20 protein-coding genes are annotated in these 25889 nt (G+C 64.6%); 6 read left to right on the top strand and 14 right to left on the bottom strand.

The window, feature by feature from the left end; genetic code table 11:
• Positions 1 to 23 precede the first annotated feature (23 nt).
• The 4 genes from ACOOE1_RS08920 to ACOOE1_RS08905 form a co-directional block, all read right to left on the bottom strand.
• A complete protein-coding gene (locus ACOOE1_RS08920; protein WP_420405995.1) occupies positions 24 to 647 on the bottom strand; it encodes an MlaC/ttg2D family ABC transporter substrate-binding protein in 624 nt (207 codons plus the stop codon).
• 14 nt (positions 648 to 661) lie between these two features.
• The gene (locus ACOOE1_RS08915; protein WP_420405994.1) at positions 662 to 1483 is read right to left on the bottom strand and encodes a VacJ family lipoprotein; all 822 of its coding nucleotides are present in this window, start codon (positions 1481 to 1483) and stop codon (positions 662 to 664) included.
• A gap of 225 nt (positions 1484 to 1708) precedes the next feature.
• Positions 1709 to 3460 carry a tetratricopeptide repeat protein gene (locus ACOOE1_RS08910; protein ID WP_420405993.1) on the bottom strand — a complete coding sequence of 584 codons (1752 nt, stop codon included), beginning with the start codon at positions 3458 to 3460 and terminating at the stop codon, positions 1709 to 1711.
• Positions 3461 to 3562: 102 nt separating this feature from the next.
• Positions 3563 to 4519: a hypothetical protein gene (locus tag ACOOE1_RS08905; protein ID WP_420405992.1), complete on the bottom strand. Its 957-nt coding sequence runs from the start codon at positions 4517 to 4519 to the stop codon at positions 3563 to 3565.
• Between the two features lie 59 nt (positions 4520 to 4578).
• Here ACOOE1_RS08905 and ACOOE1_RS08900 point away from each other — a divergent pair, with 59 nt between their 5' ends.
• The 4 genes from ACOOE1_RS08900 (at position 4579) to ACOOE1_RS08885 (ending at position 10402) form a co-directional block, all read left to right on the top strand.
• Positions 4579 to 5070 carry a thioesterase family protein gene (locus ACOOE1_RS08900; RefSeq protein ID WP_420405991.1) on the top strand — a complete coding sequence of 164 codons (492 nt, stop codon included), beginning with the start codon at positions 4579 to 4581 and terminating at the stop codon, positions 5068 to 5070.
• A gap of 5 nt (positions 5071 to 5075) precedes the next feature.
• A complete protein-coding gene (locus ACOOE1_RS08895; protein ID WP_420405990.1) occupies positions 5076 to 6869 on the top strand; it encodes a chloride channel protein in 1794 nt (597 codons plus the stop codon).
• A gap of 339 nt (positions 6870 to 7208) precedes the next feature.
• Positions 7209 to 9518: an ATP-dependent helicase gene (locus ACOOE1_RS08890; RefSeq protein ID WP_420405989.1), complete on the top strand. Its 2310-nt coding sequence runs from the start codon at positions 7209 to 7211 to the stop codon at positions 9516 to 9518.
• Positions 9515 to 10402, top strand: coding sequence for a 50S ribosomal protein L11 methyltransferase (locus ACOOE1_RS08885; protein ID WP_420405988.1), 888 nt, complete (start codon positions 9515 to 9517; stop codon positions 10400 to 10402). The genes ACOOE1_RS08890 and ACOOE1_RS08885 overlap by 4 nt, the downstream gene beginning before the upstream one ends.
• 114 nt (positions 10403 to 10516) lie before the next feature.
• Here ACOOE1_RS08885 and ACOOE1_RS08880 read toward each other — a convergent pair whose 3' ends face one another.
• On the bottom strand, positions 10517 to 10957 hold the full coding sequence (locus tag ACOOE1_RS08880) for a DUF1127 domain-containing protein (RefSeq protein ID WP_420405987.1): 441 nt from the start codon (positions 10955 to 10957) through the stop codon (positions 10517 to 10519).
• 245 nt (positions 10958 to 11202) lie between these two features.
• Between ACOOE1_RS08880 and ACOOE1_RS08875 the strand changes: the two genes are divergently transcribed.
• A complete protein-coding gene (locus tag ACOOE1_RS08875) occupies positions 11203 to 13020 on the top strand; it encodes a M24 family metallopeptidase (protein ID WP_420405986.1) in 1818 nt (605 codons plus the stop codon).
• 34 nt (positions 13021 to 13054) lie between these two features.
• The gene (locus ACOOE1_RS08870) at positions 13055 to 13843 is read left to right on the top strand and encodes an enoyl-CoA hydratase/isomerase family protein (protein WP_420405985.1); all 789 of its coding nucleotides are present in this window, start codon (positions 13055 to 13057) and stop codon (positions 13841 to 13843) included.
• Positions 13844 to 14257: 414 nt separating this feature from the next.
• On the opposite strand, the gene ligA is transcribed toward ACOOE1_RS08870, so the two are convergent.
• From ligA to murB, 9 genes are all read right to left on the bottom strand, one after another.
• On the bottom strand, positions 14258 to 16345 hold the full coding sequence (gene ligA / locus ACOOE1_RS08865) for an NAD-dependent DNA ligase LigA (RefSeq protein ID WP_420405984.1): 2088 nt from the start codon (positions 16343 to 16345) through the stop codon (positions 14258 to 14260).
• A gap of 11 nt (positions 16346 to 16356) precedes the next feature.
• Positions 16357 to 18021, bottom strand: a complete 1665-nt coding sequence (gene recN, locus ACOOE1_RS08860; RefSeq protein ID WP_420405983.1) for a DNA repair protein RecN — start codon at positions 18019 to 18021, stop codon at positions 16357 to 16359.
• Positions 18022 to 18027: 6 nt separating this feature from the next.
• Positions 18028 to 18861, bottom strand: a complete 834-nt coding sequence (locus ACOOE1_RS08855) for an outer membrane protein assembly factor BamD (protein WP_420405982.1) — start codon at positions 18859 to 18861, stop codon at positions 18028 to 18030.
• A gap of 121 nt (positions 18862 to 18982) precedes the next feature.
• The gene (lpxC, locus tag ACOOE1_RS08850; protein ID WP_420405981.1) at positions 18983 to 19897 is read right to left on the bottom strand and encodes a UDP-3-O-acyl-N-acetylglucosamine deacetylase; all 915 of its coding nucleotides are present in this window, start codon (positions 19895 to 19897) and stop codon (positions 18983 to 18985) included.
• Between the two features lie 180 nt (positions 19898 to 20077).
• On the bottom strand, positions 20078 to 21688 hold the full coding sequence (ftsZ, locus tag ACOOE1_RS08845; protein WP_420405980.1) for a cell division protein FtsZ: 1611 nt from the start codon (positions 21686 to 21688) through the stop codon (positions 20078 to 20080).
• A gap of 188 nt (positions 21689 to 21876) precedes the next feature.
• The gene (gene ftsA, locus ACOOE1_RS08840; RefSeq protein WP_420405979.1) at positions 21877 to 23175 is read right to left on the bottom strand and encodes a cell division protein FtsA; all 1299 of its coding nucleotides are present in this window, start codon (positions 23173 to 23175) and stop codon (positions 21877 to 21879) included.
• On the bottom strand, positions 23175 to 24047 hold the full coding sequence (locus ACOOE1_RS08835) for a cell division protein FtsQ/DivIB (protein ID WP_420405978.1): 873 nt from the start codon (positions 24045 to 24047) through the stop codon (positions 23175 to 23177). Before ACOOE1_RS08835 ends, ftsA begins: the two co-directional genes overlap by 1 nt.
• On the bottom strand, positions 24035 to 24952 hold the full coding sequence (locus tag ACOOE1_RS08830; RefSeq protein WP_420405977.1) for a D-alanine--D-alanine ligase: 918 nt from the start codon (positions 24950 to 24952) through the stop codon (positions 24035 to 24037). The genes ACOOE1_RS08835 and ACOOE1_RS08830 overlap by 13 nt, the downstream gene beginning before the upstream one ends.
• Positions 24949 to 25887, bottom strand: a complete 939-nt coding sequence (murB, locus tag ACOOE1_RS08825) for a UDP-N-acetylmuramate dehydrogenase (RefSeq protein ID WP_420405976.1) — start codon at positions 25885 to 25887, stop codon at positions 24949 to 24951. The genes ACOOE1_RS08830 and murB overlap by 4 nt, the downstream gene beginning before the upstream one ends.
• Positions 25888 to 25889: the final 2 nt, after the last annotated feature.

Here is a 25889-nt window from a genome sequence, read left to right as displayed (position 1 = left end):
TTTCCGGGCGGCGATCGCGGAGCTCAGGCGCGCCTGCGCAGATTCTCCAGGATTTCCTCCATCTTGACGAGCAGCGAGTCGATCTTTCCGCTATTGCCGTCGATGACCGCGGAATATTCGTTGCGCTGGGTAATCCCCATGCTGATGCCCTCGATCACGACATCGACGATCCTGAAGCTGTCGGCTTCCTCGATCAGGCGCCAGTCGACCAGGACGCTGCTGCCGGGATTGGCCGGGTTGACGATCTTGCTGTTCACCATGGTGAAACGGCCGGATTCGATGTTCCCGGTAACCTCGAAGGTCTGTCCCGAATATTCGTCGAACTGGTTCGTGTAGGTGAAGACGACGCTTTCTTCGAAAAGCTTGAGATAGGTTTCCCGCTGGTCGGGGCTCGCGCGGCGCCAATGCTTGCCGAGCACGAACTGCCCGATCCAGGCCATGTCGAAATTGTTCTGCAGCAATTTGCGGAACTCTTCGCGCCGCGCTTCGCCGACGAGTGACTTGTCGGTGACCATTTCAAGAGCGGTTTCGCCGAGTTTGGCGACGAATTTCTCAGCATTTTCGCCCTTGCTGTCGGCATGGGCGGGGAAGGCCGCGAGCGAAACGCAGACCAGCAGGCCGAAGATCGCGCGATGCAGGACAGTCATCGAGATGCCTCAGGCTAGTTCGTGTTTTCCGGGAGCTCGCCGGTCACGGAGCGGGGGCGATCGGACGGCTCGAAGTTCTCGAACTCCTGATTGCCGTCGGCGGCTTGCACGTCCCTCGGCGGCTGTCCGTTGCGGATCTCCGCTTCGCGGCGCTGCAGGTAGATCGAGCGCATGCGCGCATAGTAATCGACCGACGATGCCTTCAGGTCGTTGAATGCGTCGTAGTTGCGGGCGCGGAAATCGACCGCCTCTCCCGAACCGCGGGCGATGGTGATCGCATTGCGGGCTCCGGGTCCGCTGACAATATAGGTAAGCGGGTCGAAGAAGATGTCTACGACCGTGCCGACGAGGTCGCGGCCATTTGACGGGCCGATGACGGGAACGACGAGATAGGGGCCGTCGGCAATCCCGTGCACCCCGAGGGTCTGCCCGAAATCTTCCTCGCGATAGCCCCAGCCGAGTCCGTCGCCCCAGTCAATCAACCCGGCGGTGACGCCATTGACGAAGAACTGCCGGGTCGCGTTCCCGGCATTCTGGGTGTCGCCCTGCAACAAGCTGTTGGCGACCACGACCGGAGAACGCAGCCAGAGGAGGAAATTCCGGACCATGTCCTGGATGGGACTCGGCACGGCGGTCTTGTAGACGAACGCGGTTGGGCGCAGGACCAGCGTATCGACGGCGTCGTTCATTGCGAAAAACACCCGGTTGACCGGCTCGATCGGGTCGTAGATCTGCGGCCCTTCGGCAGCCTCCTCAGGTGCGGAGGCACAGCCTGCAAGCAAAAACAGCACGAGAAAAACGCCGGCTGCCCGATGCATCCGAGACAAAAATGTCATTTTCCCAACCCGTTACCTGCGCATCCCGGTGGATGTTCGCACCCGATTTCAAAGCTCGCAACCAAGGTCGCGGACACAAGGCTGCCAACCTCTATATCCTCAATCGCGAGGAATAGCTGGTACCATAGCGGTTTAAGCAAGGCCAGAGCCGCGCAATTTATCCACGATTTGTTGCCGCGGCGATGTTGCAAAAATATCGCGCTTCGTCCCGGCACCGTCTTCCCCTTACCTTATGCGCCGCGCGAGCGCGAAGGCCCGGCGGTTCCACTCGATCGTGCCGACGGCCTTGTAGAGCCGTCCGGCCTGGATTGCGAAGGCCGTGGCGGTGGCATTGTCGGTATTGATCGAAAGCAGTCCGATCATGAGCAGTGCGTCGGCTTCGCTGATATGGTCGGCCGCCTGACGGAAGAGTCCACGCGCCTCGGCATAGGCCTGTTGCGCCTGCGGAAGGCGGCCGAGTTGCGATTCGAGGTCTCCGACGGCACGGAGTGAAGCCCCTTCCAGCGCCATTTCGTTGAGCCCGCGGTACATGGTGCGCGCCTGGGCAAAGGTGACGCGGGCTCTGTCCGGCATCTCCATCAGCAGGTCGATCTGCCCCATATCCATAAGGGTCTGCGCCGCGTCGCGGGTGCCACCGGCATTGCGGTAGTGATTCTGGGCCTCTTTCATCACTTCGCGTGCGCCGCGGGTGTTTCCCTTCTGCATCTCGACGCGGCCCTTGCCTTTCAGTGCGTCGGCGAGAATCGGGAGCTTGTCTCCACCCTTGGAGAGCTGGATCGCGCGCTCGAAATTGACCCGCGCATCTTCCAGCCGGCCGGCCATGCGCTCCATCTCGCCGAGGCCGATGACGAGGCGTGCCTCCAGACTGTCGTCCTTCGACTCGGCAAGCAGGGTCCGCGCGACCGTACCCTGGGCGCGCGCGAAATCGAATCGGATCGGTGCGCGTCTGATGTCGCCGCGGCCGGCCATCAGCGTGCTGTTGCCGACTCTCCGGGCCGCGTCGCGAAACCGGTCGGCGGCTTCGAGCGCCGTGGCCTGGGCGTTCGGTGCGCGCTCCAGCCGGCGCAGGATGTCCGTCATGGCGAGCCGGGTCATGGCCTCGCCAATGAAATCGCCGGTTCGCCGATAGAGGGTCAGCGCACGTTCGAGCCGGTTCTGTGCCTCCGCGGTCTTTCTTGTCTGGCGGTCGATCTCCGCCCGGCAATAGAGCGCATGGGCCTCGCCGCTTCGGTCTCCGACCTGGCTGAAGAGAAAATGCGCATGCTCGAATGCGCCTGCGGCCTCCTCCGCCTTCGTGAGTTGCATGGCCGCCTCCGCCAGTCCAAGCGTCGCGTTGGCTTCACCGAATCGGAAGTTCTCGTCCGAGAACAAGCGCCCGGCTTCCGTAAAGGCTTCCCGGGCCCCGTCGAAGCTCTTCCGCTCGATCAGCAGATAGCCTTGTTGAAGCAGTGCGTTGGCCATGCCTGTGCGGATTTTGGACGCGTTCGCAGCGTTATAGGCGGATTCGTAGCTTCGCGCGGCATCGTCCGGACGGCCGCGTGCGCGTTCAAGTTTCCCGAGACTTAGCAGACATTCGACGATTCCTTCATCGTCCTTGGCTTCCTTGAACAAGTCCCGTGCTTCGCTGAAATTGTCCTTGGCCTCGGAAAACAGGCCGTGCAGGCGGAAGCCTTCACCCTGTGCCCAGAGCCGGCCGGCCATCGCCCCGGGGCCGGTGCTGAGCGTGCCCCCCGAGCGCATCGCCTGGACACCGCCGCCGCGCTGGATGTCGCGCGAGACGATCCAGTCCGCGATCAGGCCGCAGAAACCGAATACGGCGATCGTTGCGGCCACCAGATGCTGATAGTTCGGCGCCTTGCCGATGGTAAAAAAGTAACTTGCGATAACCGCGATCGAGGTGAGCGCGACAATGGTCAGGCGCCTTTGCCAGATGCCGAGCCGACCTCGGCGTTTCGCTCGTGTGATCGCAGAACGCAAAAGCGCTATCCCTTTCGCTGCCCCGAAACGGGAATTGGACGGAGCGCATCTAATCTAATTCAGATTCTATGCCATTCCGTTAACGCCGGGTGCGCCGCTTGTTCACAAATGCGTCGATCCAGCCGGCGTTGCAGGTCTTTTTCCGGAGAGATACCGGTAAATCGGCTTCTGCAGAACCGGAAGAATATAAATCGGAAACTGCACGACGGCGAAGAAAAGGAACGCTTCCGGACCGAGTGCCGGGCCGGCGGCGGCCATGAACAGCGCCATGTTGCGGTTGCCCGAGCACAGGGCAACGGAGAGTTGATTCTGACGTCCTGTCCAGAAAAAGACAAGCCCGCCGGCGACTTGCAGCACGATGCTGCCGGCGAAGGCGGCGGCGGTGTAGAGCAGGACGGTCCCGGGGTCCCTTTCCAGCCAGGCCCGAACCCCGTCCATCACGGAAACCGCGAAGACGAGCATGAGAACCACCGCGACCCCGTCGATGATTGCCGATTTCTCGCGCAGGAATGTCGGGCCCAGTTTGCGCCGGAGCACGGTCGCGGCGATCGCGCAGCCGGCAATCATCAGAGCGAGCCTGAGGGTAAGGGCGCCGGCTCCGAGATCGACCTCGATCCCGATCAGCCAGAACAGCAGGCCGGGGAGGATGAACGGAAAGGCGAAGGTGCAGACGACCATGAGAAACAGCGCGGCGGCGGCGTCGAGCCCGACGATCAGCGCGATCACCGGAACCGTCACCAGCGGGGGACTGCCGCTCCAGATCAGGAGCGGCACCGCGAGATCCGACGGAACCTCGAGCCAGGTGAGGGAGACAAAGAACAGGCAGGGGGTCGCGACCAGCAGCCAGGCGAGGGCGATCAGGTGGGTTCCGAAACGCCGGCTGGTCCGGCCGAGGGAAGAAGCGTCGGTCCGGGTCATGGCCAGCGTCAGCATGACGATGACGGTCGGCGCGAGGAGCGGTTTCGCGACGGCGGCCAGGTCCGGAAGGGCGAGTCCGACAAAAACCCCGAGAGCCATGACGAGCGCCGCGCGCCGTCCGAGATATTGCAACAGCCTCACCTGGATCCGTTCCCTTTGTGCCATGGCAGGACGGCAGAATTGCCGTTATGGTCGCCCCTATGGAACCGGCTGATTCGAACAAGTGTTTCGCTTCCGGCGAACTGACCGTCCCCACCGAGTGGACCGACTATAACGGGCACATGAACGTGGGCTACTATGTCGTTGCTTTTGACAAGGCGAGCGATGCTGTCCTGGACCATCTCGGGATTGGCGAATCCTACCGGCGGACGGAAGAGGCGTCCGTCTTCGTTCTGGAGGCGCATGTCACTTATGACCGCGAAGTGCTGCCCGGCGACCGTTTGCGGTTTACGACGCAGGTTCTCGATCACGATTCCAAGCGGATGCATCTGTTCCACCGGATGTATCATGCCGGGGAAGGCTACCTGGCCGCGACCAACGAACTGATGATCATGCATATGGATCTCGAGACCCGGCGCCCGGCGCCATTTCCGGCGGCCAGTCTGGCGCGAATCGCCGATTTGCAGGAGCTGCACGATATGCTGCCGCGGCCGGGCGCTGCCGGGCATGCGATCGGCATCCGGCGGCGGTGAAGAGCATGTCCGGCGGCTTTCCGGCGAAATGGATTTCCGAGGGACGCAAGCACGCTCGCGTCGCGCTGCGGAACGAGCAGGTGCTGCTGTCCGGACTTGCGGTCGTCATCGGTGTCGCGGCGGCGTTCGCGGCAGTCCTGTTCCGCGAACTCATCGGCCTCATTCAGACCGGGTTCTACGGCTTCGGGCATGAGCTGGTCGCCTCAGGGGTTTCCGGGCTCGCCTGGTGGCAAGTGCTGCTGGCGCCGGTCATCGGAGGGCTGCTGATCGGATTGTTCGTCCGCTACCTGATGCCCGGCGGGCGTCCCCAGGGCGTGGCCGACGTGATCGAGGCGAATGCGCTCAGGGCGGGTCGTGTGTCGGGGCGTGTCGGCCTCGGTGCGGCCTTCGTCAGCGCCGCCTCGATCGGCGCCGGCGCGTCGGTCGGGCGCGAGGGGCCCGCGGTCCATCTCGGCGCCACCATGGCCAGCTGGATCGGGCGCCGCTTCCGGCTCAACCGGTCACAGTCCCGCACCCTGCTGGGCTGCGGCGTGGCTGCGGCGGTCGCGGCATCGTTCAATGCGCCGGTGGCCGGAGTCTTCTTCGCTCTTGAAGTCGTCATCGGACACTACGCCCTGACCGCATTCGCCCCGATCGTGATCGCCTCGGTCGCCGGCACGGTGGTCTCGCGAACCTATTTCGGCGATGTGCCCGCCTTTATCGTCCCGCCGCACGAGATCGCGTCCTTCTTCGAATTCGGCGCTTTCGCCCTGCTCGGGATCACCTCCGCGGTCGCCGCAGTCACCTTCATGCGCGTGTTCCGGTATTCCCAGCAGCTGGCCGATTTCACGCGGCTCCCGCTGTGGCTCCGGCCGGCTGTCGGCGGCCTCGTCGTCGGCGGCATTGCCATCTACTACCCGGAGATCCTGGGCGTCGGGTACGAGGGGATGGACAATGCGCTGAACGAGAATTACGCGCTGTCCATGCTGATCATTCTGGCGCTGCTGAAGATCGTCGCGACCGGTATTTCCTTCGGCTTCGGTTTCGGCGGTGGACTGTTCAGTCCGAGCCTGTTCATCGGCGCCATGGTTGGCGGCGCCTTCGGAATCGTTGCCTCGATTCCCAATCCGGACCTTTCCTCCGGGCACGGCGCCTACACGCTTGTCGGCATGGGGGCGGTCTCGGGCGCCGTGCTCGGGGCGCCGATCTCGACCATGCTTATCATCGTGGAACTGACCGGAGACTACCGGCTGACGATCGCCGTCATGGTGTCCGTGGTGATCGCCTCTCTGCTGACGAGGACCCTTCACGGACCGTCGATCTTCCACGACCAGTTATCGGCCCGAGGGATCAATCTGCGTGGCAGCCACGATGTCGCCGTGCTGAGCGGTGTGACCGTGAACGACCTGATGCGGGAGGATGTGTCCACGGTGCGAAGCGATGCTTCGCTTGACGATGTCAGGCAGGCATTGCTGGGCGCACCGGGCGGGGTCGTGTTCGTGATCGACGGGAGAAATCAACTGAAGGGAAGCGTAACCCTGTCCGGTCTTGGAAAGCGTGCTTTCGCACGCGGCGCGGAAGGGGACTTCAAGCTCGATGACGTGATCGACCGGTCGCGCCCGATTCTAGCCGTGGATGAGGATCTCGGGTCGGTGTTGGACCAGTTCGGATCTTGTCGCGACGGACAGCTTCCGGTTGTCCGCAAACGCGGCTGGCCTGTTCTCGTGGGACAACTCGATGAGACGGAGGTGATGCGCGCCTACAACCAGGCACTGGAACGTTTGCGCGACGAAGAGCATGGCGAAAGCGGGGGGCGATGAGAAAGCTGGTCTCGAAGGACGACGGGGTGCCTCCGTTCACCCGTTGGGGACAAGTGAAGGATTGGCACCCCGTCTACCGTTTGTCGCGACCATTTGGGACCGGCTCTTGAAAGGTGCGACAACGGATCCGTAACCGTACTAACGCGAGACCCCTTCTATCTGTGATATAGCTAGCGCAAATTGCGCCTTAGACAATGGAGCGGGGTATTCTCTCTCGGTGGATTTTCGGAATGCAGAAGAGCCCACCGCGATTTAGAAAGACTATAAGGTCCAATTTACTAAAACTTTGTTAAAGGGCAGGGCACTCGGCAAGCCCTTTCGGATCGTGCGCTGGATTGTATGACTGATCTGTTTTTTGAAAGTGAACCGGAAACTCCGCCCCCCGGCAGTGGTGAGGCCCAACCGTATTTCGAGGGGTTGAATACGCCCCAGGCGGAAGCGGTGAGGCATCTGGACGGTCCGGTTCTGGTGCTTGCCGGGGCCGGTACCGGCAAGACCCGTGTGCTGACAACCCGCCTTGCGCACCTGATATCGACCGGAACGGCGCGCCCCTGGAACGTGCTCGCGGTGACCTTCACCAACAAGGCGGCGCGGGAAATGCGCGAGCGCGTCGCGGCAGTGATCGGGCCGATGGCGGAGCAGGTCTGGCTCGGCACTTTCCACGCCCTCGGCGCGAAAATCCTGAGACGCCATGCGGAGTTGGTAGGGCTGCGCCCCGACTTCACCATCCTGGATACGGACGATCAGCAACGGCTGCTCAAGCAGATTCTGCAGGCGTCGAATATCGACGACAAGAAGTGGCCGGCACGCGCCATGATGGGTGTGATCCAGCGTTGGAAGGACCGGGGCCTGACGCCGGACAGGGTCGGCCGGGACGACGCGGGCGATTTGGCCGGCGGTCGCCTGGTCGAGATCTACCGTCTCTATCAGGAGCGTCTGAAAATCCTGAACGCCGTGGATTTCGGCGATCTTCTTCTGCTCGTCGTACACATCTTCCAGAACCATCCGGACGTGCTCGGGAAGTACCACGATCAGTTTACCCACATTCTGGTCGACGAATATCAGGACACCAACGTCGTGCAGTATCTCTGGCTGCGGCTGCTGGCACAGAAGCACCGGAACATCTGCTGCGTCGGCGACGACGACCAGTCGATCTATGGCTGGCGTGGCGCAGAAGTCGGGAACATCCTTAAGTTCGAAAAGGATTTTCCGGGCGCGCGGATCGTGCGACTGGAACAGAACTACCGCTCCACTTCCCGCATTCTCGCCGCCGCGTCCGGCCTGATCGCCCATAACGAGGGCCGGCTCGGCAAGACCCTCTGGACCGAGGGCGCCGACGGCGAAAAGCTTGAGGTTCGCGGACTCTGGGACGGAGAGTCGGAGGCCCGTCATGTCGGTGAGGAAATCGAGGCGCTGCAGCGCAAGGGCGCAAAGCTTTCCGAAATCGCGGTACTGGTGCGCGCCGGTTTCCAGACCCGCGAGTTCGAGGAGCGATTTCTGACCATCGGTCTGCCCTATCGGGTGGTCGGCGGCGCCCGCTTCTATGAACGGATGGAGATCCGAGACGCGCTTGCCTATCTCCGGGTCGTTAACCAGCGCGACGACGATCTCGCCTTCGAGCGAGTCGTGAACAAGCCGAAGCGCGGTATCGGCGACGCGACCATGCAGGCGGTGCATTACCTGGCCCGGAACGAGGGCACATCGCTCTACCGGGCCGCGGCGCGGATCGTCGAGACCGATGAACTCAAGCCCGCCGCAAAGCGCAAGCTCGCCGAGGTGATCGAGAATTTCGAGCGCTGGCGCTCCCTCGTCGAGGTCGAGGATCACAGCGATCTCGCCCGGATCATACTGGACGAATCCGGCTATACCGAAATGTGGCAGAAGGACAAGTCGCCGGAGGCGCCCGGACGGCTCGAGAACCTGAAGGAGCTCTGCGGGGCGATGGAGGAGTTCGAGAATCTCGCCGGCTTCCTCGAACATATAAGCCTGGTCATGGAGAATGCCGAAAGCGCCGACCAGGAGCAGGTCAGCATCATGACCCTGCATGCCGCCAAGGGGCTGGAGTTCAACGATGTCTTCCTGCCCGGCTGGGAGGATGGCATGTTTCCGAACCAGCGTGCACTCGACGAGAGTGGCGCCGCCGGTCTGGAGGAGGAACGGCGGCTCGCCTATGTCGGACTGACGCGGGCGCGCAAACGCGTACATATCAGCTTCGCCGCGAACCGCCGCGTGCACGGCATGTGGCAGAGTTCGGTACCGTCGCGCTTCGTCGAGGAATTGCCGGAGGAGCATGTCGAGATTTCAAGCGAGACGGGTTTCCAGGGCTCGCGCTATGGCGGGTACGGCGCTGGGGCTGGCGGCGCCGATCTCTGGGGAGATGGCGGTTTCGGTTATGGGTCGGCCCAGTCGGGAAGAGGTCCCGGATACGGCCGGCGCGGCGGCGAGAGCCGTGCCGGTCCGCCACTGCTCGAAGGCAAGGGCTATGTCGTCGACCGGTCTTCGCCATCCGGGTTCGAGGTCGGGGAGCGGGTCTTCCATCAGAAATTCGGCATGGGTACCGTTTCTGCCATCGATGGAGACAAGCTGCAGATCGCCTTCGACAAGGCCGGCAGCAAGAAAGTCGTCGCGAGCTTTGTGAGCAAGCCATGAAACCGATTTGGCAGGTCTCGCTGGAGACCTCACCGGAGGCGGCGCTGCCGCTGTCCGATGTCCTCGAGCCCTTTGTCGAGGCGATTTCCGTATTCGAGGAGGAGGATCGCGGGATCTGGGTTCTCAAGGGGGTGACGACCGCGGAGCCGGACCGGGGCGCGATCGTCGCCGCTCTCTCGGTCGCGGCGGCGGTCGAAGGCTGTACCTTGCCCGAAGTAAAAGTTGCGTTGCTGCCGGACACTGACTGGATCCGGCTCAATCGGGAGTCTTTTCCGGCGATGCAGTTCGGGCGCTTCCTGGTGCACGGCTCGCACCTGCGCGGGAAGACGCCGAGCGCCGTTCTGGCCATCGAAGTCGACGCAGCGCAGGCCTTTGGGTCCGGCTCACACGGAACGACGGAAGGCTGTCTGCGGGCGATTGGCATGCTGGCGCACCGGATGCGGCCCCGCAAAGTGCTCGATATGGGCTGCGGATCGGGGATCCTCAGCATGGCGGCCGCGAAAATCTGGCCGGATGCGCGGATCCGCGCCGTCGATATCGATCCCGTATCCGTGTCGACCACGCGGGAGAACGCAGCCGCGAACCGGGTGGCGGCTCGGGTGCGCGCCGATGCCGGGAATGGCTATGCAGTCCTCGCCCGGGAGCCTTCGGCCGCCTACGATCTCATCCTGTCCAACATCCTAGCCCGTCCGCTATGCCGGATGGCGCCGGATCTCGCCCGCCATCTGAAGCCGGGCGGCCGGGCCGTGCTGTCGGGATTGCTGTTTCATCAGACCGCCGCAGTCGTCGCGGCGCACCGGAGCCAGGGGCTGCGCCTTGAGCGCAAGTGGCGCTACGGTGACTGGATGACGCTGCTTCTGGAAAAGAAAACCGGCGCGGTCTGAGGACCGCGCCGGCAGGGACGCATTCACTTAGGGGAAAATCGGCGGTTCCGAACGGGAGGAAGATTCGGAACCGCCGGCATTCGAGCTTGGAAAGCCTCCGTCGGGGAGGGGATATCAGGCGGCTTTCCGGTGCTCGTCGGTATTGGCGGCTTCAATATTGATAACCGCCGGTGCTTCTGCGACGGCAGCCATCGGCGCGATGATCGTCTTCGCGCCAACCGGCTCGGTCGTGGCTGCAGCCAGCTTGCGGGCGACATGGGCAATGTCGCTGCGATACAGGCCGATGTCGGCCAGCATGCGATCGTCGAGTTCGTTCAGTTCCGCCATCGTACGGGAGATCCGGAGGCGGTTGATCAGTTTCGTGAACATGTTCTTCACTCCATTCGCGACAAGAGCGCCGACGTAGCGGTTCCATTCCTGGCGGATCTGCATCTCGGCGGAAAGAAGGCTGTGGGTGCGGATCACTGTGTCGCCCGGATTGCTGACCCGGGCGGCAAAGGGGCCCGCTTCAATGACGCGCAGATTATCGGCGTGGCTCAGTTTGTAGTAATTCATGGCATGCGTCCCCTAGGGGTGTTTGTTTGATGACGGAGATATAGATCGTCCCTTGACATGCGAGGAGCGATGTGTTTGCAGCTCAGTCATGCATTATGCGCATGCATGCCCGAGATTGCCATGCGTTGACTTAATCGCTCGTTAACTTTTCTAACCCGACTGTCTGGTATCGCTCCCTTGTTCCCGTCCGCTCCGCTGCCTAATCTGGCCACGGTTGGTGACATTGGAAAAAGCGGGGGCACTGCATGTCCGCAACTGGCGGCGCCGCGGAACGGCTGACAGCGTTGAGAGCCGCTATGGCGGCAGCGGGTGTCGACGGCATGATCGTGCCGCGGGCGGATGAACATCAGAGCGAATACCTTCCTGCCTCGGCGGAGCGGGTGGCCTGGCTGACAGGTTTTACCGGCTCTGCCGGAACCGCCGTCGTTCTGCCGGCAGCGGCGGCCGTGTTTACCGACGGCCGCTACAGCCTGCAGATCCAGGATCAGGTCGACGGCGCGTTGTATGAGCGGGTAAACACCGCAGACAAGACGCCTGCCGACTGGATCGGGGAGAATCTCCAGACTGGGACCCGGTTCGGGGCCGACCCGTGGCTGCACACGGATCGTCAGCTCGAACGCCTGCGCACGACGGTGGAAAAGGCCGGCGGTGAATTCAGGCTGTTGGACGGCAATCCGCTCGATGAGATCTGGAGCGATCGGCCGGAGCCTCCGGCGGAGCCGATGAAACCGCATCCGACGGCCTATGCTGGCAGGAGCTCGGAGGAGAAACGCACTCAAATCGGCGCCGTTCTCGCCGAGGCCGGGGTCGATGCCCTGCTGGTTACTTCCGCGGAGTCGATCGCCTGGCTGCTTAACATTCGTGGCGACGACGTGCGGAACACGCCGCTCTGTCTCTGTTTCGCGGTGCTTGCCGCCGACGGGTCGACGGAACTTTTCGTCGATCCGAGGAAGCTCGGTGACGAGGTCCGCACCCACCTCGGCAATGCGGTCACGATCCGGGGACGGGATGAACTCGGGGCGGCGCTCGACGGGATCGCCGCCGCCGGCAAGACGCTCAGGATCGACCCCGAGAGCGCACCGGCCTGGCCGATGGAGCGGGTCCGCCGCGCCGGCGGGAAACTGGACTCGGAAGCCGATCCGATCATCGCCGCCAAGGCGGTAAAGAACGATGTCGAATTGATTGGCGTGCGCGCAGCGCATTTCCGGGACGGTCTTGCCTATGCCCGTTTCCTCAGTTGGTTCTCGGCACGGGCGCATCAGGGCGGTCTCGACGAGATGACGCTGGTCGAGCGACTGCATGGCTTCCGGGCCGAGCACGAGATGTTCCGCGGTCCGAGCTTCGACACCATTTCGGGTGCCGGTCCGAACGGCGCAATCGTCCATTACCGGGTTACCGAGGAAAGCAACCGAAACCTCAATCCGGGCGAGATCTATCTGGTCGATTCCGGTGCGCAATATCTCGACGGAACGACGGACATCACCCGGACCTTGTCGACCGGTATCGTCGGTGAAGAGGAGCAGCGTTGTTTTACCCTTGTGCTCAAGGGGATGATCGCGCTCTCCGAAGCGGTTTTCCCGTCCGGGACCACCGGCGGCCAGCTCGATGTCCTGGCGCGCCGTCATCTCTGGGCGGCCGGGCTGGATTACGACCACGGCACCGGGCACGGGGTGGGTGCCTACCTCGGGGTGCATGAGGGTCCGCAGCGCATCTCAAAATCCGGCGGCGGCGCGGAACTGAAGCCCGGCATGATCATCTCGAACGAACCCGGCTACTATCGGGCGGGCGCCTTCGGTATCCGGATCGAGAACCTGGTGGTCGTGGAAGAGCGCGATGTTGCGGGCGCCGATCGACCCATGTTCGGATTCGAGACCCTGACGCTGGCGCCGATCGACCGGGCGCTGATCGATCTCTCGCTGCTCGAACGTCACGAGATCGCCTGGCTCGACGCTTATCATGCACGGGTGCGCGACACGCTGGGCCCGGAACTCGATGCGGAAACCGCAGCCTGGCTGGTCGATGCGACGGCGCCGCTGGCGGGCAAGGAACCGGCGCAGGGGTAAGCGACAAGGGGCAAAGGGCAAGAGGGAGACCACAATGGCCTACGAGACCATTATCTACGAGGCGACCGATGGCGTTGCCCGGATCACGCTCAACCGGCCCGAAGCCGGGCACGCGGTCAATCTGGCGCTGGCCCACGAATTGCTCGAGGCCTCGATCAATGCGAGCGAGGATCCCGATGTCCGCGCCGTCATTCTCGATGCCAGCGGCACGGTCTTCGGTTTCGGCGGCGACCTGAAATATTTCGAGTCCCAGAGCGACAGGATCGGCGCCTGCCTGAAGGAGACCACGGCGTATTTCCACGCCGCGGTTTCCCGGCTGCACCGCCTGAACTCGCCGGTCGTGGTCGCCGTCCAGGGCATGGCCGCGGGTGCCGGCTTCAGCCTCTCGCTGATCGGCGACATCGTGCTGGCGGCGAAATCGGCGCAGTTCAAGATGGCGTATACCGCAGCCGGCCTGTCGCCCGACGGCAGCTCGAGCTATTTCCTGCCCCGCGTCGTCGGTATGCGGCGGGCGATGGAACTCATGCTGACGAACCGGTCGCTGACCGCCGACGAGGCGCAGGATTGGGGCATCGTGACCCGGGTGGTCGAGGACGAGGATCTTGCAAGCGAAGCCACCAAGCTGGCGACCAGGTTCGCGAGCGGCCCGACCCGTGCCTATGGCGGCGTGAAGCGGTTGCTCGCCTCCAGTTTTCAGCAGTCGGTGGAGGCACAGATGGAAGATGAGACACGGACCATCGCCGAACTCGCCCAGACCGAGGACGGCCGCGAGGGCCTTGACGCATTCCTCAACAAGCGGAAGCCGAACTTCAAGGGCCGCTGATCCGGGTGCCCGACATTAAAAAAACGGGCTCCGTTTCCGGAACCCGTTTTTAGGGAAGGGGGATAGTAAGGTTCTTGGCAGGGCTCATCCGGCAACGATGGCGAGAACAAGCGTAAGAACGCTGACCGCAGCCATGTGGGACAAACCAACATAGTGGAAACTCGTCATCGCAACCTCCTCGGGGGTTAGAGGCGCTGAGCCCGTTGCTCGTTGCGCCGTTTGCTGAATCGACAAATAGGCGATCTACTGCAAAGCGAGTAATCGAGAAATCTCAGGGTTGGTATGCGCCAATGACATGGCCGGGGCATCGCGACCAATCATCCTCACCTCGCGCATATCCGCCCCGGAGATGGTGGGCACGGCCCCATGATTCCCCGGGTCCCGGCCTTCTCCGGGGCGACGCCATAAAGCGCTCTACCCGGCGCCGATCAGCGCCAGCCATTCCTCTTCGCTGAGGATCGCCACTCCGAGTTCCTCGGCCTTGCGGGCTTTCGATCCCGCATCGGCGCCGACGACAACATAATCCGTCTTCTTCGAAACCGACCCCGCAACCTTGGCGCCAAGCGACTCCGCCTTCGCCTTGGCCTCGTTGCGGCTGACCGAGGTGAGGGTGCCGGTGAAGACTACGGTCTTGCCGGCGACCGGGCTGTCGTCCGCGACCTGAAGCTCGAAATTCTGGATCTCAAGCTCGTTCTCAAGATCGCGCAGGACCTCGCGGTTATGGTCCTCGTGGAAGAAGGCCGTAAGGTCTTCGGCAACGGAGGGGCCGATCTGGTCGATATTGATCAGGTTTGCATAGGCTTCCGACGCCGGGTCGCTCGCTTCGAGCATGGCCGCCGTCAGCGCCTCGAGCGTGCCGTAGTTGGCGGCAAGCAGCTTGGCCGTGGCCTGACCGACCTGGCGGATGCCGAGGGCGTAGATCAGCCGGTCGAGCCCGATGTCCCGGCGTTCCTCGATCGCGGCGAGCAGGTTGGTGACCGATTTCTCACCCCAGCCCTCGCGCTCCATCAGGGCGTCCACCTGCGTCTTCAGACGGAATATGTCGCCCGGCCGTGCGATCAGCCCGTCCTCGTAGAAGGCCTCGACCTGCTTGGCGCCGAGCCCCTCGATATCGAAGGCATCGCGGGAGACGAAATGCTTGAGCCGCTCGACCGCCTGGGCGGCGCAGATCAGGCCGCCGGTACAGCGCCGGATCGCCTCGCCCTCGGGCCGCACGGCCTCGCTGCCGCAGACCGGGCAATGCTCGGGGAATATGTAGGGTTCGGTGCCCTCCGGCCGCCGTTCTTCGACCACGCGGACGACCTGCGGGATGACGTCGCCGGCGCGCTGGATGACGACCGTGTCCCCCTCGCGGACGTCCTTGCGGCGGATCTCGTCCTCGTTATGCAGGGTCGCGTTGGAAACAACGACCCCGCCGACCGTGATCGGCGTCAGCCGGGCGACCGGCGTGAGGGCGCCGGTGCGGCCGACCTGGATCTCGATCTTCTCCAGGATGGTCTCGGCCTGCTCGGCCGGGAACTTGTGGGCGATCGCCCAGCGCGGCGCGCGGCTGACCATGCCGAGCCGGGCCTGCCAGTCCAGCCGGTCCACCTTGTAGACGACGCCGTCGATATCGTAGTCGAGCGTCGGGCGGGCATGGCCGATCTCCGCATAGGTCTCCAGTGCCGTGTCGGCACCGTCGCAGAGCCGGGTCATCGGGTTGGTGACAAAGCCCCACTGCTCGAGCCGGTCGAGAAAGCCGCGCTGGGTGTCCGCCGGCATTTCGGAGACCTCGCCCCAGGAATAGGCGAAGAATCGCAAGGGACGGCTGGCGGTGATCGAGGGATCGAGCTGCCGGACGGACCCGGCGGCCGCATTGCGCGGATTGGCGAAGATCTTCTTTCCAGCCTCTTCCTGCCGCGCGTTGAGGGCGGCGAAATCCGCCTTGCTCATGAAGACCTCGCCGCGCACCTCGAAGACGGAGGGCGCATCTCCGGGCAGTTCATCCGGGATATCGGCAATGGTCTGCAGGTTGCGCGTGATGTCCTCGCCCTCGGTGCCGTCGCCGCGGGTCGCACCCTGCACGAACCTGCCGTTCTCGTAGCGCAGCGAGGCGGAAAGCCCGTCGATCTTCGGCTCCGCGACCAGCGCCACCGGTTCGTCCACGCCGAGGCTGAGAAAACGGCGGATGCGGGCGACGAAATCCTGCACATCCTCTTCCGAGAAGGCGTTGGAGAGGGAGAGCATCGGCCGCCTGTGGCGGACCTTCGAGAATCCGGCGGCCGGCGCCGCGCCGACCCGCCCGGACGGGCTGTCCGGCCGGATCAGGTCGGGGAACAGGGCCTCGATCTCGTCGTTCCGGCGGCGCATCGCGTCGTATTCGGCGTCGCTGATTTCCGGCGCGTCCTTCTGGTGGTAGAGCTTGTCGTGCTTGGCGATCTGCGCCGCGAGCCAGCGCAGTTCGAAATCCGCCTCGTCACGGGAAAGCGTATCGACCGCCTTCTGTTCTGCCGGCGTTGCCATGGATCTCGTCCTCAGGCTGGATTGAGTAGACTGTCGGCCGCCGCGCGCGCCTCGTCGGTCACGGTCGCGCCGGAGAGCATGCGGGCGAGCTCCTCGCGGCGCTCGCCGGCGGCGAGCTGCGAGACCGCGGTCTTCACCAGTTCGCCGTCCGCCTGCTTGGCGACGTGCCAGTGTCGCGCGCCGCGCGCCGCAACCTGGGGCGAATGAGTGACCACCAGGACCTGGGTCTCCGATCCGAGCCGGGCGAGCCGTTCGCCCACCGCGGCGGCAACGGCGCCGCCGACGCCGCTATCGACCTCGTCGAACACCAGGGTCGAGACCGGATTGGCCTCGGAGAGCACGACCTTGAGGGCAAGCAGGAAGCGCGAGAGTTCGCCGCCGGAGGCGATCCGCGCGAGCGGTCCGAAGGGGGCGCCCGGGTTGGTCGAGACCTCGAAGCTGACCCGCTCCGTTCCGGCCGCTCCCCAATCGCTCTCGTCCATGGCCTCCAGCCGCGTTCTTACCCGGGCCTTGTCGAGCTTGAGCGGTGCGAGTTCCTCGGTCAGCGCCTTGTCGAGCCGTGCGGCCGCGCTGGTACGGGCCGCGCTCAGCGCCTTTGCCGCCTCGACATAGGCGGCGCGGGCACTTTCTTCCGCGCGGGCGAGGTCGGCGAGGCCCCCGCCGGCATCGTCCAGCGCCGCGAGGCGGGCGGAGAGGGCCTTGTGGATCTCCGGCAGCCGGTCGGCATCCATATCGTGCTTGCGGGCCAGCGCGCGCAGCAGGTGCAGCCGGTCGTCGACCTCTTCCAGCCGCCCGCTATCCGCTTCGACGTCGGAAGCGATCTGACTGAGCGCGTGCTGCGCTTCCTGGATCTCGGCGGCCGCCCGGTCGAGACCGTCGATAACCGCGTCGAGACGGTTGCCCGCCCGGTCGCGGACCCGTTCCAGAATGCGCTGCGCCGTGGCGACCGCGTGTTCGGCGCCGTCTTCGCTCTCCAGCGCGCCGGCGGCGCCGTTCATCGCTTCCAGGATCTGCGCCGCGTTCGCAAGTAGAGTCCGGTCCGATGCGAGGCGGCTTTCCTCACCCTCCTCGGGCTGGGCCGCGTCGAGCTCGTCGACATTGTGGCGCAGCAGTTCCTCGTCGGCGCGGGCCTTTTCCAGCTCTTCCCGGGCGCGGCGATGCGCCGTCCGGGCGTCGTTCCAGGCGGCATAGCTCTGTCTGACCGCGGAAAGCAGGGGACCGTGAGCGCCGAACTGGTCGAGGGTCTCGCGATGGGTCGCCGGATCCATCAGGCCGCGCTGGTCGAACTGGCCCTGGATTTCCACCAGGGTCTCGCCCAGGCGCTTCAGGGTGGAGACATTGACCGGCTCGTCGTTGGCGAAGGCGCGGCTGCGGCCGTCGGCTGTCAGAATGCGGCGGAGGATCACCGGTCCGTCCGCCTCGATTCCCATCTCCTCTAGGATCTCGGCCGAGCCGTGGCCGTCGGGAACCTCGAAGCTTGCCGTGACCACGGCCTGTTTGGCGCCGCCACGCACCAGTCCGCTATCCGCCCGCGCACCAAGGGCAAGGCCGAGCGCATCGAGCAGGATCGACTTGCCGGCGCCGGTCTCGCCGGTCAGCACCGACAGGCCCTGCCCGAATGCGAGGTCGAGCCTGTCGATCAGCACCACATCGCGGATCGTGAGGCCGGTCAGCATGTTATGTCAGAAAACCCAAAGCCCGAGACCGAGGAGCCCGTCGCCGTCGCCGACGCCCCGGTTGCTGCCGGTGGTCACCAGCGCGTAGCTGTCCTGATACCATTCGCTGCCCGGGTAATTGTGCCCGAGTACCGCAGCGGTGCGTTCGGCCTGTTCGTGCAGTCCGAGGGCGGTATAGGCTTCCGTCAGACGATGCAACGCTTCCGGTACCTGATCGGTCGTGTCGTAGCGGTCGACGACCTGCCTGAAACGATTGATGGCGGCGAGATACTTGCCCTGTCGCAGATAGAAGCGGCCGATCTCCATCTCCTTGCCGGCAAGGTGGTTCCGGGTGAGGTCGATCTTCAGCAGAGCGTCGCGGGAGTATTTGCTTTCCGGGAAGCGCTGCACCAGCTCATCAAGGGTGTCCATCGCGTCGCGGGTCAGTTTCTGGTCGCGCCCGACATCGACGATCTGCTCGTAATAGCAGAGCCCCTTCAGGTAATAGGCATAGTCGACGTTCTGATTGCTCGGGTTGAGCTGAATGAAGCGGTCGAGCGCATTGATCGCATCGTCGTACTTGTTGCTCTGGTACAGCGAATAGGCGGCCATGAGCTGGGCCTGGGTGGCCCAAACGGAATAGGGATGCTGGCGCTCCACTTCGTCGAACAGCGGCGCGGCCTTCCTGTAGTCTCCCTCGAGCGCGGTATCGACCGCCTGATTGTAGAGCTCCTCAACGGGGCGCTCGACATATTCGAGTTTCTCTTCCTCCGAGCTGCAGGCCACGAGGGCAAGGGCACAGGTCATCAGTGCGAGGCGTTTCAGCCGCAGCGAACCCAGACCTCCATACGCGAACTTCATCGGATTTCTCCGGACAGGTGTCCTTAGAAAATACGGTCCCGGCGCGCTGCAGCCAAGGGGCTTGCAACCGACCGACGCATGTCGGCCGGAACGCTCCGTCCTAGGTGATCGGATAGAGGAATTAGGCGGTCGCGGCAAGCAGCGGATGGTCGTGGTCGTCGGCGGCCATGTCCGGCGTCATGTCGACCAGTTCCCAGGCGCTTTCGTCCGCGAACAGGGCCCGGAGCAGCTTGTTGTTGAAGAGATGGCCGGACTTCGAGGCGTCGACGCGGCCGAGAATCGGCGCGCCGGCGAGGTAAAGGTCGCCGACACAGTCGAGGATCTTGTGACGCACGAACTCGTCCTTGAAGCGCAGGCCGCCCTCGTTGAGGATCCTGTCGCCGTCGACGATCACCACATTGTCGAGATTCCCGCCGCGCCCGAGGCCCGCAGCCCGCAGACGGTCGATATCTTCCATGAAACCGAAGGTGCGCGCGCCGCTGATCTTCTCGTTGAAGGTGCCGTTGACCAGCTTCACGTCGAGCTGTTTCTCGGTGATGGCCGCACTGTCGAACTCGATCTCGAAATTGACCGAGAAATGGTCGTCCGGGCTGAGTGCGATATGCCGCTTGTCGTCAGATGCCGAAACCTGCTTCAGGATCCGGATGGCTTTGCGAGGCGCCGGAAGCTTGCGGATCCCGGCACACTCGATCAGCAGGACGAAAGGCTCGGACGAGCCGTCCATGATCGGCACTTCCGGGCCGTCAATCTCGATCAGAGCGTTGTCGATGCGGCATCCAGCGAGCGCCGCCATAAGATGCTCGACAGTGGAAACGACCACCCCGTCCCCGTTCTGCAGCCTGGTGCACATGGTCGCGTCGTGGACCATGTCCCAGCGCGCGGGAACAAGCGGGTCCTTGCCGGAGACGTCGGTGCGTTTGAAGACAATGCCATGATCTGCATCGGCGGGATGCAGCGTCATCACGCAATCAACACCGCCATGCAACCCGACACCCGTACAGGATATGCTCGTCTTCAAGGTCTGTTGCGAAATCACGTACGACGCTCCCGGTGCAACCGCCGGAATTGCTCGTGTTTTCCCGGCAATTTCTGAACGGAGTTGCGCTAAATAATCAAAGCCCCGGAAGATGTAGCAATATCTCCCGGGGCTCTCAAATCACTCTTTGTGACTGAATATTACGCCGTAAACGCCTGATATAACGACGTAAAATCCAGGTTAGTTAGCCTGCCTGCGCAGGAAGGCCGGAATGTCGAGAAGATCGTCTTCCTGACGGGACGGTGCAACCCGTTCCGACTGTTCCAGTGCGCCGAGGCGGGCTTGCTTCGGCTCGGCCGAGTTGACGTCGACGAAGCGCTGCGGACGGGCATCCCGGGCCGGTTCCGACGGTTTCTTGCTGCCGATCCCGGTCATCCGGGTGAACAGGCTCGGGCTCTTCTCCGCGGCATCGCCACGGCCACCTGCATTGGCCATCGCCGCCGCCTGGAACGGATCCGGCTCGCTGCTGGCGGCTTTGGTTTCCGGCATTGCCGGCGGCGGGGCGATGAAGTTGTCCCCGGCACTCGGAGCTGCCGCGGCCGGCTCTTCCGCTTTCGCGCTCTTCGTTGCATCGGCCCTGGTCTGGGCTTCGAGCGCGGCCTCGTCGAGATCCGCCTCTCCCACCACGAGGGTGTTGCCGGCAACATGGACAGTCTCGGACGTGGCCGAGATCGCCGGGATGTCGCCCGCCGGAGCGCTCGGCGTCGCGGCGGAAGCAGAAACCGTCGCGGCCGGGGCCGGGTCGGCCGCCGGCTTTGCTGCCGGAGCGGCTTTCGCCTTGGTCGGGACCACGGTCAGCGGCGGGCGCTTGGCGGACATGCCCTCGGCCGCGATGCCGGTCGACACGACGGAGACCCGCATCGTGCCTTCCATCTTCTCGTCGAAGGTCGAGCCGAAGATGATGTTGGCTTCCGGATCAACCTCCTCGCGAATGCGGTTGGCCGCTTCGTCGACCTCGAACAGGGTCATGTCCATGCCGCCGGTGATGTTGATCAGCACGCCGCGGGCGCCCTTCATCGTGGTGTCTTCCAGAAGCGGGTTGTTGATCGCGGCCTCGGCGGCGTCGACGGCGCGCTTTTCGCCGCTGGCCTCGCCGGTGCCCATCATGGCCTTGCCCATCTCGCTCATCACCGTGCGGATGTCGGCGAAGTCGAGATTGATCAGGCCCGGCATGATCATCAGATCGGTTACGCCGCGCACACCGGAATGCAGCACGTCGTCGGCCATGTTGAAGGCGTCCGCGAAGGTCGTCTTCTCGTTCGCCACCCGGAACAGGTTCTGGTTCGGGATGATGATCAGGGTGTCGACATACTGGGTCAGTTCCTCGATCGCCTGATCCGCGATCCGCATGCGGTGCTGGCCTTCGAAGTGGAACGGCTTGGTCACCACGCCGACGGTCAGGATGCCGTTTTCACGGGCGGTCTGCGCGATCACGGGCGCGGCGCCGGAACCGGTGCCGCCGCCCATCCCGGCGGTGATGAAAACCATGTTGCTGTCGCGCAGATTCTCCATGATCTCGCCGATCGCTTCTTCGGCTGCGGCGCGGCCGACCTCCGGCCGTGAACCGGCGCCGAGCCCCTGGGTAACGCCGGCGCCGAGCTGGATGGTGCGGTCGGCGAGCGACTGTTTCAGGGCCTGGGCGTCGGTGTTGGTGACGATGAACTCGACGCCCTCGAGGTTGGAGCGGATCATGTTGTTGACGGCATTGCCGCCGGCGCCGCCGACGCCGACCACGCTGATCCGCGGCTTCAGATCGTTGTCTTCGGTGGGGACGGAGATGTTGATGGTCATGGGGGTGGCCTCCTGTGCTCGCGTTTAGAGGGTGCTCTGGGGGATGCGTGCCTCAAGCACGCGGGTATTGGGCCTTTCGGCCGGGGTCGGTGAACGTTCTGTCACTGAATTCTTGTGGCGCCGCGGCCGGTCCGCTCCATTCGGTCGCAGGCCGGATTGTGCGGCGGGATAGAACCGGATTTCGATCATCAGAAGTTCTCCCTCAGCCAGGAGCCGACGCGGCCGAACAGCCCGCTTCCGGTCTCCCTGTTGGCGATATGCCCTTGCCGGGACGCGTCGAGTGCCGGATCGGCGGCATAGGCAAGCAGTCCGGCGCTCGTCGCGAAGGCCGGACCGCTGGCGACGTCGGCCAGCCCGTTGACTCGGATCGGCCGGCCCAGGCGGACCTGCTTGTCCAGGATTTCCTGCGCCAGATCCCGAACCCCCGGCATCTGGCTCGCCCCGCCGGTGATCACCACGCGACGGCCGGCGACCTTGTCGAAACCGCTGGCTTCGAGCCGGCCCCGGACAAGCTCGAAGGTTTCCTCGAGACGCGGATGGATGATCCGGATCAGGAGGGATTTCGGCACATGGTTCGGATGGGTCTCGTCCTGCTCGCCGACCAGCGGAACGTCGATCACTTCGCGTTCGTCGAGGCTGGACGGGATGGCGCTGCCGTAGAGCGTCTTCAGGCGTTCGGCCTCATGCACCGGGGTGGCGAGACCGCGGGCGATGTCGCTGGTGATGTGAGCGCCGCCGACCGGGACGCAGTCGGTATAGATGACGCTGCCGTCGAAGAAGACCGCCATGGTCGTGGTGCCGCCGCCCATGTCGATCACCGTGACGCCGAGATCGCGCTCGTCCTCGACCAGGCAGGCGAGGCCGGAGGCGTAGGGCGAGACCACGAAGGCCTCGACACCGAGATGGCAGCGTTCGATGACGCTTGCGATGTTGCGCACTGCGCTGGACGCCGCGGTGACCATGTGCATGGAGGCGCCGAGACGCATCCCGCACATGCCGCGCGGATCGCGGATGCCGCGGCTGCCGTCGATCGAAAAGCCGACCGGGATGGAGTGGATGAGCTGGCGGTCGGCCTCGACCTCGAGCCTCTGCCACTGGCTGAGAATCCGCCGCATGTCCGTGTCGCCGACCTCCTGGCCGCCGATCGCGACTTCGACGCCCACGGTCTGCGAATGCGGATAACCGCCGGAGAGATTGACGAAGACCCGCTGGACGGTCTCGTCGGCCATTTTCTCGGCGGTATGGACTGCGGCCCGCACGCATTCCTCGGCCTCGGCCATGTCGATCACCGTGCCGCTACGGATGCCGCGCGCGACCTGATGGCCGATGCCGGTGACCCGGATGCCGGGCAGGCTCTTGCCGCCCTCGCCGGGCGCGATCCGCGTGCCGCTCTCACCGATCCGCGCGATCAGGCAACAGACCTTCGTCGAACCGATATCCAGGATCGCGACGGTGCCGGTGCGAGGCTTGGCCAGGCTCTTGCGCATCAGGTGTCCTTTCCCGGGTTGCGAAGGCGGCTCGAGACGTCCGGCGCGACGCGGACCACGAGCTGGTTCGGCAGGCGCAGGTCGATGGCGACGACATCGCGGTCGAGCACATGATGGTCGCGCTGCAGTTGCGCGAGATGGGACCAGGCCTTCTCCGGCGCCCGTTCCGGCAGTTCGATGTCGACGCCGGTATCGAGGCGCACGTTCCAGCGCCGCTCGCCGATCCAGGTGACGGCTCGCACGCGCTGGTTCAGATCCGGTTCTCGCGAGAGAAGCGCAAGAAAGTCGCGGGCGCGGGCCGGTGCCTCCTCGCCGACGACGATGGGCAGGTCGGCGAAACGGCGCGGGTTCTGACCCGGGACCTCGACGCCGAGTTCGTCGATCAGGGTGAGCTCGCCGTCGCGTTGCCACAGCGCCAGCGGTGTGCGCTCGTCGAGGCGGACGAAGAGCGTATCGGGCAGGCGCCGCTCGATGGTCGCGGTGCGGACCCAGGGCAAGGCATCTACCCGCGCTTTCAACGCCTTGAGATCGACGCCGAGGATCGGGGCACCCCGATCCGTGGCGATCGCGCCGACCAGGGCGCTCCGCTCGGTGCGGAAGCGGCCCTCGACGAGGATGTCGGAGACGACGAGACCAAGATCGTTCGAGACCGCGATGCCGGCGCGGTCGATGGCGGCGGCGAGCTGACCGATCGCACCCGTGCGTGCTGCGTGCCAGCCGGTAGCGGCGACGATCGCGGTCAGCGTGGCAAATCCGGTTCCGATCAGGACCTGCCGCATCCGGCGGGCGGACAGCCTCGGGCGCCGCGCGGGGCGCCGCTTGGCGGTGTTTTTCTTGCCCTTGCTGCTCTTGCCGGGGCTCAGTAATCGCATCGTGCGTCCTCCACCAGCTTGGCGCAGAGCGCGGGGAAATTCATGCCGCGGAAACTGGCCTGTTCGGGAACCAGAGAGGTCGGGGTCATGCCCGGCTGGGTATTGACCTCGAGCAGATAGAGATTGTCGGGATCGGCTTCGCTCTCCGTGTCGTCGAAGCGCAGATCGGCCCGGCTGACACCGCGGCAGCCCAGCACCGAATGGGCTTTCTCCGCCATTTCCAGCGCCCGCGCGCTCACTGCTTCCGGCAGGTTCGCCGGCAGGATGTGGATCGATCCGCCAGTGGCGTATTTCGCGTCGTAATCGTAGAAACCGTGTTCAGAGGTGATCTCGGTGACCGCGAGGGCGACGCCGTCGAGCACTGCGACGGTCAGCTCGCGGCCCGCGATGAATTTCTCTTCCAGAACAATATCGCCGAACGGCCAATCTTCCGCGGTCGGCCGGTAATTGTCTCCCGGACGGACGATATGGACGCCGAGACTGGAACCCTGGTCGATCGGCTTCAGCACGTAAGGCCGTTTCAGCGCCTCGCGTTCCAGCGCCTCGGCGCGGGAGCGGACGACTCCGATCGGGCACTTGATGCCGGCGCGGGCGAAGAGTTCCTTTGCGCGCGGCTTGTCCATCGCGATGGCCGAGGCCTCGACGCCGGAATGGGTGTAGGGAATGTCGAGGATGTTCAGCAGTCCCTGGATATTGCCGTCCTCGCCGATGCGGCCATGCAGGGCGTTGAAGCAGACATCCGGTTTCAGCTCGGCGAGCCGGAACGGGATCTGCCGGTCGACATCGACTTCGCTCACCCGGTAGCCGGCCTCGCGCAGGGCCTTGGCACATTCCCGGCCGCTGGAAAGCGAAACCTCGCGCTCGCCCGACCAGCCGCCCATCAGAACCGCGACATGCTTGCTCATGCGCCTTCTCCCTGCCTGGTCACGCCAATGCGCCGGATTTCCCAGCGCAGTTCCACGCCGCTGGCCTCCCTGACCCGGCGGCGGACCGACTCGCCCAGCTCCTCGATGTCGGACGCGGTTGCGGTGCCGGTATTGATCAGGAAATTGCAGTGCTGCTCCGAAACCATGGCACCGCCGACACGGAGCCCGCGGCAGCCGGCGGCGTCGATCAATTGCCAGGCCTTGCCGCCTTCCGGATTGGCGAAGGTGCTGCCGCCGGTGCGCTCGCGGATCGGCTGGCTGCTCTCGCGGGCCTGCTTGATCTCGTCCATCGCACGGGCGATCTCGGCTTTGTCGCCGACCGGGGCGTGGAAGGTCGCCGCGGTAAAGATCCAGTCTGCCGGCGCGTCCGTATGGCGATAGGACATGCCGAGCGCGGCGGCCGGTACGCGCCGGACGATGCCCTCTCCGGTCACCAGTTCGGCGGAAAACAGCACGTCCTTGAACTCGCGGCCGTAGGCGCCCGCATTCATGCGCAACCCGCCGCCGATACTGCCGGGGATGCCGGACATGAAGGCGAGACCGTCGCGGCTCTCGACGAGCGCCGCCTTTGCCAGGTTGAGGTCGAGCACGGCGGCGCCGACGGTTACCATGTCTGCACCGAAACGAATCTCGTTGAAACCGCGGCCGAGGCGAATCACGACGCCCGGAATACCGCCGTCGCGGATCAGCAGGTTGGAGGTCACGCCGATGACCGTCACCGGCACGTCGGCCGGTTTGCCGCGCAGGAAGGACGCGAGGTCCTCTGTATCCTCCGGGCGGAACACCACTTCGGCGGGACCGCCGACGCGGAACCAGGTCTGCTGCGAGAGGTCGACATTTTCCTGGTAACGCCCGCGCACGTCGGGCAGGCGCTGGATCAGGGAGCGGGCGTGGTCGGATCGGAGAGCTGCCATGG

It is taken from the genome of Nisaea sp. (genome assembly GCF_965216895.1).
Taxonomy (GTDB): Bacteria; Pseudomonadota; Alphaproteobacteria; order Thalassobaculales; family Thalassobaculaceae; genus Nisaea.
This window is presented reverse-complemented; position numbering and strand designations above follow the sequence as displayed.